Source organism: Brucella sp. NBRC 113783, from assembly GCF_040372265.1.
In the GTDB taxonomy this organism is placed as follows: Bacteria; Pseudomonadota; Alphaproteobacteria; order Rhizobiales; family Rhizobiaceae; genus Brucella; species Brucella teleogrylli.
In genome coordinates this window covers 545923-563925 of record NZ_BAABRX010000003.1, presented here as the reverse complement: position 1 = coordinate 563925, position 18003 = coordinate 545923, and the positions used below count along the sequence as shown (strand labels likewise).

The following is an 18003-nucleotide window of genomic DNA, read 5'->3' as shown; positions in this document are numbered from 1 at the left end:
CAAGGCACACTTGCGCCGGAACTGTCCAGATGGACATGTCTATGTTTCAATTCCTCTTCGACGTCCTGATCAGGTCCGTCGATCTGGCGCTGATTGCCGTCGCATTGAGTGCCGTTTACTCCCTGATCAAGTTTCCCAATGTCGCACTGGTCCAGTATGCGGTGGTCGGCGCCTTCGTTGCCATGTCGCTGCACGCGGTGGGACTGCCGCTCTTCGTGGCCGGGCTCATCGCGGTGTTCCTTGTCGGTTTGCTCGCCGTCGCCCTGAATGTTCTCATTTTCGAACGTCTGTTGAAGGCGGATTCAGCTATCGCGCTGATCGGCTCACTGGCCTTGAGCATGATCCTCTCGGCTGTGTTCCTGCTCACCTACGGCCCGACGGCTTATCGTTTTAAATTGCAGGTGTCGCCCGCAATGCGCGTTCTCGGCGCGCGCATTACTGATCATCAGATCACGACATTGGTGGTCACGGCAGTCGCACTTGGCATTTTCGCGCTCATTCTGTTTAAAACCAGTCTCGGTCGTGAAATGCGCGCGACAGCGACGAATGGTGTGCTTGCTTCGGCCACAGGTATCGACACGCGTCGGGTGACGAACATTGTCGTGTTCCTTTCCGGTATCCTCGCGGCGCTCGGCGGCATCACGCTTGCCATGCGCGGCAGCGTCAGCATCGACCTCGGCACGAATATGATGTTGCCGGTTTTCGCCGCGGCCATTCTCGGCGGGCTTGGCAATGCTTTGGGCGCAATTGTCGGCGCGATCATCATTGCCGCAGCAGAAACGGTCATCACCAACACCAATATCGGCCCGCTGATCGGATCGGATTTCTACTTCCTTCCAGCCAGTTACGCTCCGGTTGCATCATTCATCATCCTTGTGGTGTTCCTGCTGTTCCGCCCGCGCGGCCTGTTTACCAGCGAGGTGAACCGTGTTTGATTTCTTCGTGCATGTCGCATCGATTGCCTGTCTCTATGGAATTCTGGCGCTCAGCCTCAATCTGCAAGCGGGTTTCACAGGGCTCATCAATTTCGGGCTGATTGCGCTTTTCGGTTGCGGCACCTACGGCGCGGCTCTCGCGAATGGCATGGGCTGGCATCCCTTGGCTGGCCTACCTCTCGGCGTCGCGATGGCAGCAGTTTTCGGGCTCTTCTACGCTCGCCTCGGACGCAAGCTGTCGAGCGACTATTGGGGGATCGCCACTCTGTCCATCGCGGAAATTTTCCGCATAACCCTCACCAACGAGCAGGCGCTGACCGGCGGTGCGCAGGGCATTTCCGGTTTGCCTCTGCTGTTCGCCGAACTGAAACCTTACGACGGCGCAGCGCGACTGGTCCTCTATGCCCTCGTTCTGTTGCTGGTCTGGTTTATTTGTCAGCGCATTGTAAGAAGTTCCTATGGTCTTGCGATGAAATTGACCCGCGAAGAGCCGCAACTGGCCCGTTCTCTTGGTTACAATCTCGACGCTATCCGTCGCACGGTCATGCTGGTCAGCAGTGCCATTGCTGCGATTGCAGGCTTCCTATACGCGCATTACCTCACTTTCGTCGGTCCCGATCAGTTGGTAGCGCCTGAAACATTTCTGATCTGGTCGATGGTGATCATCGGCGGTATCGGCAACAATTGGGGTGTGGTCGCAGGCGCTATCGTCATGCAATTTGCCATGGCTTATGTGCCGTTCGTCAAGGATATGCTGGACCTGCCAACCGACTTTGTGGCGGCTGCGCGGCTCCTCATTGTCGGGGGCGGCCTTCTCGCATTCCTGCTCTGGCGGCCCAAGGGTCTGTTCCCCGAAAAAATTGGAGGCAGCTATGGCCGGTAAGCTTCTGGAACTCAGCAATGTCTCCAAGGCATTCGGCGCTCATCGCGTGCTGGAAGGCGTCAATTTCAACGTCGCAGCGGGCGAAATCGTAGGCCTGCTTGGGCCCAATGGTTCGGGCAAGAGCACTGCACTCAACATTATCTCCGGATTCCTCTCGGCGGATGGTGGCAGCATCCGCCTCGGTGGAGCAGATATAACCAACGGTTCGCCACAACGCATCACGGCGCAAGGTCTCGTGCGCACTTTCCAGCTTCCTTCCATGCCGCACAAGATGACGGTTCGGGAAGTGCTGCAGGCGGGTGCAAGCGCCGAGGCCAGCCTCGGTTCTATCTTCAAGGCGTTCCGGTTCGACAACGAACTGGAAACGCTGCTGGAAGCCTTCCGCTTGACGCATGTTGCTGAACTTCCCGCCAGCGCTTTATCCGGCGGGCAGAAAAAACTGCTTTCGGTGGCAACAGCCTTGCGTAGCCGACCAAAACTGCTCTGCCTGGATGAACCGACTGCCGGTGTTCACCCCAATCTCAGAGCCGACATGGTCTCGATCCTCAAGCGCTATCGCGATGCCGGTCTTGCTATCCTGGTGGTTGAGCATGACATGCTGTTCATCCGCGAACTTTGTTCACGCTGTGTGGTTCTTGATCGTGGCGAGATCATTGCAGATTGTACACCGCGGGAACTGGAAGACAATCCGCGGGTTGTGGAAGCCTATCTCGGGAAGGCGGTTGAAAAGGGGAAGACAGCATTATGATCGAAGCCAAGGACATTCGTGCTGGCTATGGTGACGGTGCCGATATTCTTACGGGCATTTCGCTCACAGCCAATCCCCGTGAAATCGTGACTATCCTGGGACCCAACGGCTGTGGAAAGTCGACCCTTCTGAAAACGATAGCCGGTTATGTGCGACCGCGTGCAGGTAGCATTGCGTTTCACGGCCAAGACGTCAGCAATGTGCCGATCCACGAAAAAGTGCGGCACCACAAGGTCGGTTATGTGCCGCAAACGGATAATGTTTTCGGAACGCTCACCGTCTTTGAAAACATCATGCTGGGTGCGCGGCTCTTATCCAAGCAAGAGAAGGAAAATCGCTTCAACACACTCATGGAGCAGTACCCGGCGCTTGCCGGCAAAAAGAACCGCAAAGCCTCGGCACTCTCCGGTGGTGAGCGGCAGATCCTGTCGCTGGCACGGGCGCTCATTGCGGGGCCGGAAATCCTGTTACTCGACGAACCGTCCGCAGGGCTGTCGCCTCTAATGATGCATGATGTCTTCGACGCGATTGCTTCGATCCGCGACAGCGAAAACATGTGCATTCTGATGGTTGAACAGAACGCCTTTGAAGCGCTGGGCATTGCTGATCGTGCTTATGTGCTTTCACTGGGTCAGGTGGCGCTAACCGCGAGGGCGTCAGGCCTGCTTGACGATCCTGCAATGCGAAAGCTCTATCTCGGTGCAGAAATAGAAACGGCTGCCTGAAACGCACTTTCCAGACAGCGGACCTATTTATCGGAGAAGGGGCCCTGGCCCCTTTTCGTATTTGATCAAAGAAACAGCGACAGCGCGCCGTCGTTTTTGATTTCTTCCATAACGGCATAAGTGCGCGTTTCACAAACGCCCGGCCAGGCGAGGACAATCTCCCCCAGAAAGCGCCGATAGGACGCCATATTAGGCAGCCTCGTCTTGACCAGATAGTCGAAGCCGCCAGCGACCATGTGGCACTCCAGCACTTCCGGCGCAAGTCGCACAGCGCTTGCAAATTTCTCGAACACATCCGGGGTTGTTTTATCTAGCAGGACTTCAATGAACACCAGCAAATCGAAGCCGATCAGAGCCGGATCGAGTCTGCAACCGAACCCAGTAATAAAACCGTCGCGTTGGAGACGGCGGAAGCGGTCGCTCATGGACGTTTGCGGAATGCCAAGCCGATGGGCAAGGTCACTATTGGTGATACGAACTTCAGATTGCAGGATCGTCAATATACGACGGTCCGTCTTGTCGAGATCAGGCAAACTTTTCTCCCCGATTTACCAGCTTGCTTGCATTTACGAGCGTGATAGGGCGATTGGCGGTGGCTAATTGCCCGTCAATAGAGTTACAGGAATCACAGCGGCTCGATGTTGAAATATGACCACCAGCCCTTATCGAACGAGCGTTCTCGGATTGATCCTTAAATTAGTTTAATAGATCAATTATTGGTTGTTTACTGGAAGTTTTTTCTAATTTAGCATATATATGCGACATGGCTGAAATTTCCCCGTTGTTTTTCAATAAAGATTGCTGAAATATCTCATATATTTATGAGATGTATATAATTCTTTTGAATTGATACTCGGTTATTCGCAAATTGGAGAGAAATATACTTCATTGCCCCCGCTGCCAAAGGCTCGAACGCTACAAGCGTTTCGGTGGTGCGGGGGAAGTCGCCTATTTGACGGGCGATCGCAGAAGTCAGTCTCGGGACGGGCTTCGCTCGCGGTTTAGGCGATGCGAAGCTCACTTTCAAAAATATTATTTAAGAGGATTCTAAAATTAAGGCGTTTGTATTTATTAACAAAAGATGTACTAAAAAGCCGAGCTATTAACGGTTACACCTCCTGCTTCCACAGTTGATTATATTTTAGAAATATATAGAAGTTTGGAATTTGAGACGACCATTGGGGCGGCCCAAATCGGGGAGAATGGCTGTGCTGAAAAAGCGTTCTTCGGCTTCAATCGGGGTGGAATTATGAAGCTAAAGGGGGACTGTGAATGATCGGACCTACAGCATCTTTGGTGAATCGCCCATCGCATGGGTCTGAGAATTCCTTTGGTACTTTTGATGCAAATTTGAAAGCACGTAGCGTGCTCATCCGTGGTGGCCGAGTGGGTAAGTATAAGGGCATCGTTGGCGGAATAGCGCCTTGTGAAGCAAGTTTTGCGCTGTCTCTATCTGCTTTACCAGCCGTTTCAGCGGCTGTGTTTGCATCACTCTTTGTTTGGTCGTCGCCATCCTTGGCAGGTAACTGCGTCCCATCGGGTTCTGGGGCCTGGACTTGTTCTGGCCCTGCTTCTGGCACCGGAAGCGATCCATCGGTTGGTATCTCATCCTCTCCGCATATAACGATTGTCACGCAGCCGGGATTTGGCCTTTCGACCGGCGCCGACCCGGCCCTTATCGTCGACTCAAGTGGCGGAATAAGCATAACGGACGAAAATGCTTCTTCCATCACGTCCTCTGGTGGCCGCAGCATTGATGTCTACAATGATGTTTCAGGCGACGTCTCGATCACGTCGAATGGCAGCATAACCGGCACTGATGCTATTTATATCGCCAACGCTGGCGCGGGTTCCACTACCGTCACAACTTCGGGTATGGTGACTGGAACAACCAATAACGGCATCTCCATCGTTAATTACAGCGACACAATGGATCTGACCGTAAGGCAGGCGGCCGGAACGATCATTGGTGCTGTAGACGGAATTTATACATCCCAGAACGGAACTGGCGCAACCACGATTACTGTTGCTGGTGATGTGAACGGCACGAGCGCAAACGGCATATCGGCGATAAATGCAGCTACCGCGACAAACATCACTGTTACCCAGACAGCCGGAACTATCACCGGTGGGACGGATGGGATTCACTCAACCAACTACGGAACTGGTGTGACGGTGATCGGTGTCGCCGGTAACGTGAACGGTGGGAGTGACAATGGCATTTGGGCAGAAGCCTTTGGCGCCGCGACAGATATCACGATCACCCAGGCAGCCGGTAGCACGATTACCGGTTATACGCATGGCATTCGCGCCGATAATTGGGGCGCCGGCGCTATATCGATAACGACCGCCGGGATTGTAAACCAGACCCAGACAGGTGCGTCTAATAGTGACACCTATGGTGTCTATGGCTACAATGGAGCATCTGCGACGGATATTGTCCTTATGCAGACAGGGGGATCAATCTCCGGCAATTGGTTCGGCATGTATGCCAAAAATGAAGGGACTGGTTCTACGACAATCGTAAGCTTCGGCGATGTAACGGCGACTGTATCTGGCGGTCTTTATGCATTCAACGCCAGTTCAGCGAAGGACATCATTGTTAATCAGACATCTGGAACGGTCAAAGGTGGAGACTATGGTGTTTACGCAGACAATGCGGGAATCGGTTCGACCACGGTTTCGTTGTCCGGCAATGTGACTGCTTCCGGTGATTATGGTGTCCGTGCAACTAATGGCAGCAGCGCCACCGAATTGACGGTAAAACAGACAGCGGGCGCCATTGCTGGCAGAACTGGTATTTTGGCACAGAACAGGGGTACTGGATCGACGTTGGTCAGCGTTGTGGGTACAGTAACCGGCGGTGCGGGCGCGGGTATTCAGACGATAGCAGCAAACGGCTCGACGATCGATATTGCAGCTTCTGCAACAGTCAAAGCAACATCCGGGATCGCCATTCGGGATGGCGGTGTTGCTGGTAATCCAACCGCATCAGACGCGATTGGCGGTAATGTCATCGTCAATAGCGCCGGAATGGTAACCGGTGATGCGATCCTTGGCCTCGGCAACGATACCTTCAATCTGGCTGGTGGAAGCTATGCCGGTAATATTTACGGCGATGACAGGGACGATCCCCAGAGCAATGACGGTATCGCCAACCATGAAGGCAATGATACGTTTAACTGGACGGGCGGCAAACTGACTGGTGGTTTCTACGGTCAGGACGGTTCCGACACTGCAACGGTGAGTGCATCGACCTATGATGGGTCGCAGGTGCTGGACGGTGGCGATGACACCTCCGTCGCCGATGGCATGATTGATACGCTTACGCTCAAGGGTGTGACCGCGACCACGAATGGCGGCAAGATCACCAATTGGGAAGTCGTCAAGCTGGACGGTGTCAATCTGTCCATCGATAATGGTGCATGGCATGTCGGTGAACCGGATGAAGGAACAACTGGTGTGTTCCTGAACAACGGTTCCACCCTTGACGGCATGGCGTCGCTCGACTTCGACGGCAATATGGCGATAGATTCAAGCTCGACTTTTGTTGGTACGGGCGACGGAGCCGGGGTTTACGCGTTCAGCGGCGATGTGACCAATGCCGGAACCATCACCACGGTCGATGATGCCGTGGGCGATGTTGTGATCATCGGTGGAAATTACAACGGCAATGGCGGACAGATGCTGTTCGATGTTGCGCTCGGTGATGACAACTCCAAGACGGATATGATCATCGTCAATGGCGATACATCGGGCACGACAAATGTTGGCGTCAACAATGTAGGTGGAACCGGCGCGCAGACCAATGAAGGTATCCGTATCATCGAAGTGAACGGCGCTTCCAATGGCTTGTTCTCACTCATCGGCGATTATACGGTTGGTGGCAAGCAGGCGGTCGTTGCGGGCGCCTATGCCTATCAGCTCTATCAGGGTGGCGCTTCGACGCCGACTGATGGCAACTGGTATTTACGTTCGCAATTGACCGATGTATCCAATCCATCAACAACGCCGACAGCGCCGCTCTATCAGGCCGGTGTTCCGACCTATGAAGCCTACCCGCAGGCATTGCTCGGACTGAATGGCGTGCCCACCTTGCAGCAGCGCGTTGGCAATCGTTTCTGGGCCGGTAATGGCAACAAGGTCGTCGCGCAGGGCGCCGATCCGGTCGGCACACCTTATGCCGCTCCCGAAGAGGCAGGCGTTGCGATTGAAGGCAATGGTGTATGGGGCCGCATCGAAGGCGCCCATAATAGCATCGAACCGCGTTTTTCGACCTCTGGCACCGATTACGACCAGAACGTCTTCAAACTTCAGGCCGGGATTGATGGGCTGTTGACTGAAACGGAAAGCGGCAAGCTGATTGGCGGCGTCACAGTCCATTACGCCCATGGCAAAACCGACATCAATTCTGTTTATGGCGATGGTGAGATCAAGACGGACGGGTATGGCTTTGGCGGCACGCTGACCTGGTATGGCGAGAATGGCTTTTATCTGGATGGTCAGGGCCAGATGACCTGGTACACGAGCGATCTCGACTCTATTCTCGCCCGCAGGAATCTTGCCGATGGCAATGACGGCTTCGGTTATACGCTGTCGCTGGAAAGCGGCAAGCGCATAGCCATCGATCCCGCCTGGTCGGTCACGCCGCAGGCCCAGCTGGTCTATTCCAATGTCGACTTTGATGCGTTCACCGATGCATTCGGCGCACGGGTCAGCCTCGACCGGAGTGAAAGCCTGCAGGGCCGTCTCGGCCTGACGCTTGACCATGAGAACTCATGGCAGAATGACAAGGGCTTGCTCAATCGCACCCACGTCTACGGCATCGCCAATCTCTATTATGAGTTCCTTGAGGGAGCCCGGGTCGATGTCCAGGGGGTAAGCTTCGCCAGCCGTAATGACCGTGTATGGGGCGGTCTGGGGATCGGCGGAACCTATAACTGGGATGATGATAAGTATTCGATCTATGGCGAAGGTCTGGTCAACACCAGCCTGAATAACTTTGGCGACAGCTATTCTGTCAAGGGACAGGTGGGCCTGCGCGTGAAGTGGTAATAGGGTCGTTTTAGCCGGTCCTGAAAACCCGAACTGTGATAAAGCCGCTGTCGATCCGCGATGTGATTGGCAGCGGCAACTTGTATTCTTTCAGCATTGCCAGCGCCATGAGAGAGTCCCTCCGCTCATTGGATCACGGTTAGTCCAAACGTTCGCGGGTGCCCAGCGACAACTCTTTCAAGATAATTGCGCATGAGGTCGCTCCTGCATCTCACGCCCCCAAGGATCTTTCGCTAAGGCGGCTTGCTCTGCCGACTTTGGCCACGAGATTGATTGTGGAATCGCGGCCCCTTTCGGCCGCTTCAACGGAGGCGTCAATGGCCGGGACAAGTGTGTCCAGCCGAGTCTTGTCGCCGACTTTGGCCGGACCAATGGACTGAGCGCCCTCCAGACCTCCGTGCAGCATGTGGCTGAATCAGTTTGGGTCAATCTTATCGGAACCATCAGGCTTTTCCGCGAATGCGGTGAACATCACACCGTAAAGCGGTCTCATCGAGCCGAGACGATGTGGACCACCGTGAACAACGGGATTAAACTCTTGTAACTTTAAAAATACAGTTGTAAATGTGCCAAAGATCTTAATGTGCGGAGCGAAATTCATGGCGTTTCGCACATCGATTTGCGGGCAGGTGAGGTTGCCTGGCCTGATTTTGCTTAGGGAGGAATCTAATGAAAAAATTCGCTACTTTGCTGGCGCTTGCCGCCTTTGCATTGCCGACTGTCGCAATCGCGCAGGATGCGCCGGGAACGACGAAGAAGGATAGCTATCGCTTCGTTATCGTGCCGAAGGTCGTGCATCCCTGGTTCGACAAGGTCAATGATGGCGCGCAGCAGGCCGCAGCAGCGCTCAAAGCGCAGACTGGCGCGAATGTTGAAATCGTTTATTCGGCTCCGCAGAGCGCGGATGTCGTACAGCAAAACCAGATCATCGACAGTGCGCTGGCAACCCGTCCTGACGGTCTGGCGCTGGATCTGCTCGACCCGTCTGGCAATCGGGCATCCCTCGAAGAAGCGCAGGGACAGAAGATTCCGCTCGTCCTGTTCGATTCCGTGCCGCCGGAAGGCATGGCTATTACCCATATCGGTTCGGACTTCTGCGAGCAGGCAAAGATCGCCGCGCGCCGTCTGGTCGAGGTGCTTGGCGGTGAAGGCGAAGTCGCGATCATGATGGGCGTGCCGACGGCGCCTAATCACTCCATCCGCGCCGATTGCCATCGTCAGGTATTCGCCGAGCATCCGGGAATCAAGGTTGTTGCTGAAGGCATCGACAATGACAGCATCGAAACCGCTCAGCAGCAGGCAGCCGCAATCATGCAGGCCAACCCAAATCTGAAGGGCTGGGTCGCATCGGATGCCGCAGGTCCGATCGGCATCGGTCAGGCTATTGTCGAAGCTGGCAAGCAGGGCAAGGTCACGCTCGTCGGTCTCGATAACCTGCCGGAAATGCTCGACATGATCCGCAACGGCGTTGCTGATAGCTCTTCGGCATCGCAGCCGGAATTGCAGGGCTACTGGTCGGTCATGGTGCTCTGGGCCCAGGCAACCGGCGCTCCGGTACCGGGCTATATCGATACCGGCAACGCATTCCTGACCAAGGAAAACGTGGGTAATTAATCCCACCGATCACGCTACAGGAGCGTGGAGTTTCTCCGCGCTTCCTTTGTCCAATGCTGTCCAGGATGTCCCTCTATGGCTTATCTTGAAACGCGCGGCCTCGGCAGGGATTTTCCCGGTGTGACCGCTCTGGATGGGGTCGATCTCCAGATTGAGCTCGGACGCACCCATATTCTTGCTGGCGAGAACGGCGCGGGTAAATCCACCCTCGTGAAAATTCTGACCGGGACCGATCACGCATCGCGCGGTCAGGTTCTGATCGATGGGCGCGATCCTGCGTCAGATCCGACGCTCTATAAGAATGTGGCCTATGTCCCGCAGGAACTGACTCTGTTTCCGCAGATGAGCGTAGCCGAAAACCTGTTCCTGCCATTCAGCCGGACAGGTCATGGCGGTTTTTTGGTCAATCGCACGGCGTTGATGGAAGAGGCCAAGACATATCTCGACCGGTTCGGTATCGAAGCGCATCCGCATCAGCTGGTTGCCAATATATCGGTATCCGACCAGCAGCTTTTGCAAATTGCGCGGGCCTGCACCAATTCTCAGATGAAGGTTCTCATTCTGGACGAACCGACATCGTCACTGACGCGTGTCGAGGTGGAGCGCGTTTTCAAGGTTATTCGAAGCCTGCTCGATCGTGACCATGCGATTGTCTTCATCAGTCACAAGATGGATGAAGTCTTCCAGATCGGTGATGATTACACGGTCCTTCGCAATGGCACAAAGATTGAGAGCGGCAAGATCAGCGACGTGACGGAGGCGGATCTCATCCGCGCCATGTCTGGTCGCGATCTCGCGCTGGACGAGCATTTCCGACCGACGGGCGAGATCGGCGCGCCGATCATGGAAGTTCGTGGACTTTCGGGCCCGCGATTTGAAGACGTCAGCTTCGATCTGCGTAAGGGCGAAATTCTCGGTTTTGCCGGACTGGTCGGCGCTGGCCGTTCGGAAGTCATGCAAACCATCTTCGGATTTCTCAAGGCGCGCGCCGGAAGCGTGAAGGTTGAGGCCAAGGATTGGGCATTGAACGACACGTCGCGTTCCGTGGCCGGCGGCATGCTTTATCTGTCGGAAGAGCGCAAGCATCACGGGATTTTCCCGCTGTTGTCGCTGCGCGAGAATATCGGTCTGTCGGTGCTTTCACTGACCAGCGGCTCGCTCGGCATCAATGACCGCCGCGAACGTAACATTGTTCAAAAGATCATTGACGATTACGGTATTCGCACCTCCGGCATGGGCAAGCGCATATCGCAACTTTCGGGCGGTAATCAGCAAAAAGCGATTATTGGGCGCGCTATGGCAACGCGGCCGCGCGTGCTGATCTTCGATGAACCGACCAAGGGCATTGATATCCGCACCAAAACCGAAATCTATCGCATCATGAAGAATCTGGCCGAGGAGGGCGTGGGCGTCATCCTGGTTTCCTCGGAACTGAACGAACTCAAGAAATGCGCAAGCCGTATCATCACGATGCACAACGGGCGCATTACCGGCGAGTACGACGCCACCGAAACCAACAATGAAACACTCGTAGGCGCGATCTTTGGAACAGAGGTAAAAGCCGATGCAAACTAAACCGCTTTCCAACTTGATACGCACGCCGCTTGCAGGCGTCTTCTTTGCCCTGCTGGTGATTTTCGCCCTGTCGGCGGTGATTTCGCCCTATTTCCTGACGCCATATAATCTTTCCGTCGTCGCACGCGGATTGGCCTTTGTGGGTCTCATCACCATTGCCCAGTCGATGCTAATGGTATTGGGAGAACTCGATCTGTCGCTGGGCGTCATCGGCGGTCTGTGCGGCGTCGTCTCCGGCATCCTGATGGTCAAATTGGGAATCGAGCCTTATACCGCCATGCTGTTGGCACTGTGTCTCGGCGCTTGTCTTGGCCTGCTTAACGGCTTGCTGGTCACCGTTCTTGGCTTGCATTCGCTGGTTCTCACCATCGGTACGGCGGGTATTTTCGGCGGCGCTAATCTGGTGCTGACGCGTGGTGTCGCGATTACCGGCATACCGCGTGAGGTACAGTTTTTGGGACGTGGCGACCTCTTCGGCGTTCCGGTGCCGTTTCTGGTGATGATCGCCGCACTTCTGGTTGCAACCTTCGTAATGCTGAAAACGCCGTTCGGTCGCTATATGTATGCCATTGGCAACAACCGCGACGGTGCACGTATGCTGGGTATCCGCGTCAACAAGGTACGCCTTCTGGTGTTCGTCGTGGCGGGCGCCATCGCGGCACTGGCCGGCGTGTTGATGGTGGCGCGTCTGGGAACGGCGCAACCGTCCATCGGCGATAGCTGGGTTCTGGCCCCGATTGCAGCCTCTGTCATTGGTGGTGTCGCAACCACGGGCGGCATCGGCAGCCCGATTGGAGCGATCCTTGGCGCAGGTATAATCGCCATCATCGAAAACATCATCGTGCTGTTTGGCGTCTCGCCTTACTGGCAGGGGATTGTGTCCGGTGCGATTGTGGTTCTCGCTATTTCCTTTGATGCAATCTCGCGCCGCTATCTACGACGCGATGCCAACTAAATCCGCCGCTGAAGTTTGATGAGAGATACGAACATGAATGAACAGGTCAGAACCAAAAAGCTGATTAATGCGCCGGAAAACATCATTGCGGAATTGATTGAAGGCATGGTTGGCGCTCATCCGGATATGCTGCGTGTCGAAGGCGAGACCGGTCGGGCCGTGGTGGCCGTTGATGGTCCCCGCGACGGCAAGGTTGGTATCGTTGTGGGTGGGGGCTCGGGACATGAGCCTGCCTTTGCCGGGTACGTCGGTCGCGGACTGGCTGATGCCGCGGCGGTTGGAAATATTTTTGCCTCGCCATCGCCATCGCATATTGCCGAAGCGGCGCGCGCGGCGGATGGTGGTGTCGGTGTTCTCATGCTGTACGGCAATTACACCGGCGATGTGCTCAACTTCACAATGGCAGCGGAAGAGCTGGCGCAAAGCGGAATGGATGTGCGCCATGTGGCTGTTGCCGACGATGTGGCCTCCGCACCGCTTGACCGGAAGACGGAACGGCGCGGCATTGCAGGCGATTTCTTCGTCTTCAAGGTTGCCGGTGCCGCCGCTGATCTGGGTGAGCCTCTGGCGCGCGTCGAAGCACTGGCGCAGGCCGCGAACGACGCGACACGCTCGATGGGTGTAGCCCTCAGCCCGTGTTCCTTGCCACAGACCGGCAAGCCGAATTTCACCATCGGCGACGAGGATATGGAAATCGGCATGGGGCTGCATGGCGAGCCGGGTATCCGTCGCGAAAAACTTGCGCCTGCCGATGCTGTTACTGACGAATTGATGGCGTCCATTCTGGAGGAACTGGCTCTCAAGCGTGGTGACCGTGTTGCGGTTCTGGTCAACGGACTTGGTGCGACATCGCAGATCGAGCTCTATCTGGTTTTCCGTCGGGTCAAGCAGTTGCTGGATGGCAAGGGCGTGAGCATCCACGCGTCCTGGGTGGGCGAATATGCAACATCGCTCGAAATGGCTGGCGCTTCCATTACGCTGATGAAGCTCGACGATACATTGCAGGCGCTGCTTGATCATCCGTGTCATACGCCTGCGCTGACGGTCGGTGCCGTGCAGCCCAAGGAGCGTCTGGCCAGTCGCAGCCATAAGGTGGAACATACCGCAGAAACTCGCGATCCTGCCCAAGACGCGCCGCGTGAGCTGATCAAGGATGGTGATGTGACGCCAGCCATTTTCAAGATCATGATGGCCAATGTCGGCGAGCAAATCATCGCCGAGAAAAACTGGCTATCGGAGCTGGACGGCGTTATCGGCGACGGCGATCATGGCATCACGATGGAAATCGGCTGGAAGGCAGTGCAGCACGCGCTGGAAGACGCGCCGGAAGACGAAACCATCGAAGCCATCTGCAAGCGCATGGCCAAGGCATTTCTCGACGCGGTGGGCGCATCCTCGGGGCCGCTCTACGCGACGGCATTCCTGCGGGCGGGTACTGCGGTATGCAACCGGTTGAACCTTGATGGTGCGGGCATGGCCGATTGGCTGGCGGCGGCTTGTCAGGGCATTCGTGATCGTGGCCGCGCCGAGCCGGGCGACAAAACCATGATCGATGCATGGGTTCCGGCTGTGGCTGCCGCTGCGGAAGCCGCAAAGCAGGGTCGCTCGACGCTGGATGTCCTCCTTGCGGCCCGCAAGGGTGCAGAGGCTGGTATGCAATCGACGGCTGCCATGGAATCGCGTCGCGGTCGTTCCGCAAAACTCGGTGAGCGTTCCGTTGGCCATATCGATCCCGGCGCAGCATCGACATTTGTGACGCTGCGCGCCATGGCGGAAGCATTGCAGGCATCCGCGAAGAAGTAAGCAATTGCTTGCAGGGGTTGCTTAACGTGGCCCCTGCAACAAAGCCCGGGCTACGCCTTCATTGGTGACGAGGCGATTGACATATCCGCCCCGCAATATGGCGCGGATGATTGGAATTTTATTGAGACCACCAGAAACAAGAACCGAGACGGGTTTGAGTTTCAGCTTGTCCGGCGGCAGGGCGATAATTGAATCATTGAGAAAATGTTCGATCGGTCGTCCCCGAGCGTCGAGAAAGCAGCCCATGAATTCTCCGACTGCGCCAAGTTTCAGCACCGTATCGAGATTGTCTTTGACAACCCGGATATGTGTCAGCGACGTTTCTTGCGTCAGCGGGCCGCATGAAACAAGCCCGATATCGGCAATCTCAGTTCTGGCCAGAACATCGGTCAGTTCATCATTGAGCAGCAGCGCATTGCGGCTTTCCGGGTTTGCGCAATAGATTGGCGCGGTCAGGTAGTGACATTCCACGCCCAATGCACGGGCAAAATCCGTTGCCACTTCGAACGTGTTTGTCGCTGAACCGCTGGTGACGCCGCCAGTTAATCCGACAACCCAGCTCTCGGGCTTGGGACGCAGATGGAGCCTGCGAACCGCAAAGCTCAAGGTTCTGCCAGAGCCGATCCCGACGCCCATGTCGCGCCCTTCAATCAGTTCCGACGCCATTGTGCCTGCGGCTTCACCGATAACCCGCTTCTGCTCGATATAATCGTTGAGATCGGGCACGACGACCGCCTCGACCAGATCGTATCGCGCCGCTACCTTCTCAGCCAGTTCAATGCAGTCTGTCAATGGCAGGTTGACGTTGACTTGCACCTGTCCAGACTCACGCACATGCCCGATGATCTTGTTGACCTTGAGCCGGGTGATGTTCATCCGCTGTGCAATTTCTTGCTGGGTCTGCCCACCGATAAAATAGAGCCAGGCAACGCGCGCGCGTTCCAGCTCGTCATCCAGCGATCCGAAATCCTCGTTCATTTCCGTGCCTTGCACATTGCGCGCGCCTTCAGCTGCCATCCGTCTCGAAACAGTATCTCCACTCATAGCAGGCATATCAATGCTGGCAACCGGCCAGTTTCGCAATGGCAGGAAGCGTGTTCAGGCATGGAATGGAACATGACTTCTTTCAAAGGCGGTATCGGGCGCAATGAGGCGGCGACTCGCTTTGCAACACGATGCGGCCCGGAATCCCCGGAAAGGAGCTATGTCGCCGAAACATAGTAATTACAAGGAGATGGCTAATTGCCAACGATCACGAAATAAAAAAATTGAACACAAAATCACATTTAAATCGTTATAATGTTATAGCCACGTTGTTAATATCTCAGGATGATGTTAGTGGGCTCTGGCCTGCTGACCTTTCTCACGAATATGCGTGCGGCAGGCAAAAAATCAGTGATTGGCAAGGAGGTTGCCGCCATGAATTTCGCCTCGCCCGTATTCGACATGCTGCAACTGGCAAACTGCATCGAAGACGACGTGATTGGCTTGAACGGCTTCGGCGCATCCGCGTCGATGCACGGCGAAATTTCTTCTGGAGCAAGGTGAATAATAATGGCTGGCAATTTTGCGCCGCTGGTTCTGGCTGGCGATAATGACCGCATCGAGGCTGATACCGTTGGAAACTATCTCGATGGCTGGGCAGGGCAAGATGTTCTGCGACTGGCGACAGCCAATGCGATCAAGGCCATTCTCGCGGGGTCGAGCAGGCTTGCCGGGCGCATTGCACGCGGTTCGTTGCCGGGTGATCCGGGAAAGCTTGTTGGCGTCAACAGCGATCAGGATCAGCAGAAAAGCATCGATGTCGGTTCGCACAATCTGTTTGTTGATTTGCTGATTGAAGCGGGTGCGGCCTCCGTTTTATCGGAAGAAGCTGATCTGCCCGTGGCAGGCAAGGCTGATGGTCTGATTGCGGTTGCCATCGACCCGCTGGACGGTTCCGGCAATGTAGGTCTCGGCGCGCCGCTCGGCACGATCTTCTCGTTCTTCCCCGCTGATACGGACGAACCCTTCCTGCAGCCGGGCAGCAGGCAGATTGCAGCAGGCTATGTATCCTACGGCAATTCTGTCGATCTCTGCTTTTCGGTTGGCGATGGCGTGATTTTCGCCACCTTCGATCCGGCGAGCGAACTATTCCAGATTACGCGCCGCAACGTGACCCTGCCAGAACGCGCGTCGGATATTGCGTTCAACGCATCCGTTCAGCGGCATCTTTCTGCGGGCATGCAGGCCTATGTGAATGACGTCTTCCTCGGTAAGGACGGGCCGCGCGGTCGCAATTTCAACATGCGCTGGCTCGGCGCGGCGGTTGGCGACATGCATCGCATCATGCAGCGCGGCGGCCTCTTCTTCTATGTGGATGATCGCCGTGCGGGCTACGAAAAGGGCCGCCTGCGGCTCGTTTATGAAGCAAATCCGATCGCTTTCCTTTGCCGGGAAGCAGGCGGAAAAGCAACCAACGGTTCGACCGCTATTCTTGATATTCTGCCGCAATCCTACCATGAGCGAAGCGCGCTCGTGTTTGGCGTTGCTGAAGAGGTGGATGTTCTGGGTGAATATTACGCGCGTGAGCGCATCTGACCGCGACTGGTAGGGAGACTGAAAAATGGCACGCATCACACTGCGTCAATTGCTCGATCATGCAGCCGAAAAAGGCTATGGCGTTCCGGCATTCAACATCAACAATATGGAGCAGGCGCTGGCGATCATGGAAGCGGCAAATGCCGTCGATGCGCCGGTTATCTTGCAGGCATCCCGCGGTGCGCGTTCTTATGCCAATGATATCATGCTCCGCCACATGATGGATGCAGTGACGGAAATCTATCCGCATATTCCGGTTTGCGTCCATCTCGATCACGGCAATGAAGCTGCTACCTGCATGACGGCCATCCAGGCAGGGTTCACCTCGGTGATGATGGACGGCTCGCTTAAAGCTGACGGCAAGACGCCTGCCGATTGGGACTATAACGTCTCGGTCACCCGCCGCGTCAGCGAAATGTCGCATCTCGGCGGTATTTCGGTGGAAGGTGAACTGGGTGTTCTCGGTTCGCTGGAAACCGGTATGGGCGATGCGGAAGACGGCCACGGCGCGGAAGGCAAGCTCTCGCATGATCAGCTTCTGACCGACCCGGATGAAGCGGTGAAATTCGTCCGCGAAACCAAGGTCGATGCACTGGCCATTGCCATGGGCACCTCGCACGGCGCATATAAGTTCAGCCGCAAGCCGGACGGTTCCGTGCTGGCCATGAATGTGATCGAAGAAATTCATCGCAAGCTGCCGAACACGCATCTTGTCATGCATGGTTCGTCGTCTGTGCCGGAAGACCTTCAGGAAATTATCAACAAGTTCGGCGGCAAGATGAAGCCGACCTGGGGTGTGCCGGTCGAGGAAATCCAGCGCGGCATCAAGCACGGTGTGCGCAAGATCAATATCGACACGGATAACCGCATGGCAATGACCGGCCAGATCCGCCGCATCCTGCAGGAAGACCCAAGCGAGTTCGACCCGCGCAAATATCTGAAGCCAGCGATGGCCGCGATGACCAAGCTTTGCAAGGACCGTTTCGAGCAGTTCGGCACCGCCGGACACGCATCCTCTATCCGTCCGATCCCGCTTGCCGATATGGCAAAGCGCTATCTCGACGGCTCGCTTGATCCGAAGTTCAGCTAAGCTTTAAGCTTGCTGTAAAAATAAAAGCGGACGGTTTCCC

Annotated in this window: 14 protein-coding genes and 1 pseudogene; 12 read left to right on the top strand and 3 right to left on the bottom strand. The window is 55.8% G+C overall.

Features of this window, described 5'->3' with window-relative positions:
* Positions 1-41 precede the first annotated feature (41 nt).
* The 4 genes from ABWW11_RS13175 to ABWW11_RS13160 are packed head-to-tail and all read left to right on the top strand — an operon-like array spanning position 42 to position 3291.
* Positions 42-935 (top strand): branched-chain amino acid ABC transporter permease, encoded by an 894-nt coding sequence (locus ABWW11_RS13175; protein ID WP_109366404.1) that lies wholly within the window; start codon positions 42-44, stop codon positions 933-935.
* Complete coding sequence (locus ABWW11_RS13170) at positions 928-1818, top strand: branched-chain amino acid ABC transporter permease (protein WP_109365849.1); 891 nt, start codon at positions 928-930, stop codon at positions 1816-1818. Before ABWW11_RS13175 ends, ABWW11_RS13170 begins: the two co-directional genes overlap by 8 nt.
* Complete coding sequence (locus ABWW11_RS13165) at positions 1808-2566, top strand: ABC transporter ATP-binding protein (protein ID WP_109365850.1); 759 nt, start codon at positions 1808-1810, stop codon at positions 2564-2566. The genes ABWW11_RS13170 and ABWW11_RS13165 overlap by 11 nt, the downstream gene beginning before the upstream one ends.
* Complete coding sequence (locus ABWW11_RS13160; RefSeq protein WP_109365851.1) at positions 2563-3291, top strand: ABC transporter ATP-binding protein; 729 nt, start codon at positions 2563-2565, stop codon at positions 3289-3291. Before ABWW11_RS13165 ends, ABWW11_RS13160 begins: the two co-directional genes overlap by 4 nt.
* A 65-nt stretch (positions 3292-3356) precedes the next feature.
* On the opposite strand, the gene ABWW11_RS13155 is transcribed toward ABWW11_RS13160, so the two are convergent.
* Positions 3357-3824 (bottom strand): Lrp/AsnC ligand binding domain-containing protein, encoded by a 468-nt coding sequence (locus ABWW11_RS13155; protein ID WP_319080413.1) that lies wholly within the window; start codon positions 3822-3824, stop codon positions 3357-3359.
* 1342 nt (positions 3825-5166) lie between these two features.
* Here ABWW11_RS13155 and ABWW11_RS13150 point away from each other — a divergent pair.
* Entirely contained in the window at positions 5167-8346 is a 3180-nt protein-coding gene (locus tag ABWW11_RS13150; RefSeq protein ID WP_319080412.1) for an autotransporter outer membrane beta-barrel domain-containing protein, read from the top strand.
* Positions 8347-8485: 139 nt separating this feature from the next.
* Here the strand turns inward: ABWW11_RS13150 and ABWW11_RS13145 are convergent.
* Positions 8486-8845: pseudogene (locus ABWW11_RS13145) on the bottom strand (dihydroxyacetone kinase subunit L); the annotation flags it as partial.
* A gap of 170 nt (positions 8846-9015) precedes the next feature.
* On the opposite strand from ABWW11_RS13145, the gene ABWW11_RS13140 reads away from it, so the two are divergent.
* The 4 genes from ABWW11_RS13140 (at position 9016) to dhaL (ending at position 14293) form a co-directional block, all read left to right on the top strand.
* The gene (locus ABWW11_RS13140; protein WP_109365855.1) at positions 9016-9960 is read left to right on the top strand and encodes a substrate-binding domain-containing protein; all 945 of its coding nucleotides are present in this window, start codon (positions 9016-9018) and stop codon (positions 9958-9960) included.
* Positions 9961-10035: 75 nt separating this feature from the next.
* Entirely contained in the window at positions 10036-11535 is a 1500-nt protein-coding gene (locus tag ABWW11_RS13135) for a sugar ABC transporter ATP-binding protein (RefSeq protein WP_109365856.1), read from the top strand.
* The gene (locus tag ABWW11_RS13130; protein WP_109365857.1) at positions 11525-12490 is read left to right on the top strand and encodes an ABC transporter permease; all 966 of its coding nucleotides are present in this window, start codon (positions 11525-11527) and stop codon (positions 12488-12490) included. The genes ABWW11_RS13135 and ABWW11_RS13130 overlap by 11 nt, the downstream gene beginning before the upstream one ends.
* An 18-nt stretch (positions 12491-12508) precedes the next feature.
* Positions 12509-14293, top strand: a complete 1785-nt coding sequence (gene dhaL, locus ABWW11_RS13125) for a dihydroxyacetone kinase subunit DhaL (RefSeq protein ID WP_353410433.1) — start codon at positions 12509-12511, stop codon at positions 14291-14293.
* Between the two features lie 21 nt (positions 14294-14314).
* Here the strand turns inward: dhaL and ABWW11_RS13120 are convergent, their stop codons facing one another.
* Entirely contained in the window at positions 14315-15310 is a 996-nt protein-coding gene (locus ABWW11_RS13120) for a sugar-binding transcriptional regulator (protein ID WP_244597034.1), read from the bottom strand.
* Positions 15311-15631: 321 nt separating this feature from the next.
* On the opposite strand from ABWW11_RS13120, the gene ABWW11_RS13115 reads away from it, so the two are divergent.
* The 3 genes from ABWW11_RS13115 to fba are packed head-to-tail and all read left to right on the top strand — an operon-like array spanning position 15632 to position 17963.
* A complete protein-coding gene (locus tag ABWW11_RS13115; RefSeq protein WP_109365859.1) occupies positions 15632-15841 on the top strand; it encodes a hypothetical protein in 210 nt (69 codons plus the stop codon).
* Positions 15842-16873, top strand: a complete 1032-nt coding sequence (locus ABWW11_RS13110; protein WP_109365860.1) for a class 1 fructose-bisphosphatase — start codon at positions 15842-15844, stop codon at positions 16871-16873.
* Between the two features lie 25 nt (positions 16874-16898).
* Positions 16899-17963 carry a class II fructose-bisphosphate aldolase gene (fba, locus tag ABWW11_RS13105; RefSeq protein WP_109365861.1) on the top strand — a complete coding sequence of 355 codons (1065 nt, stop codon included), beginning with the start codon at positions 16899-16901 and terminating at the stop codon, positions 17961-17963.
* The last annotated feature ends 40 nt before the right edge of the window (positions 17964-18003 follow it).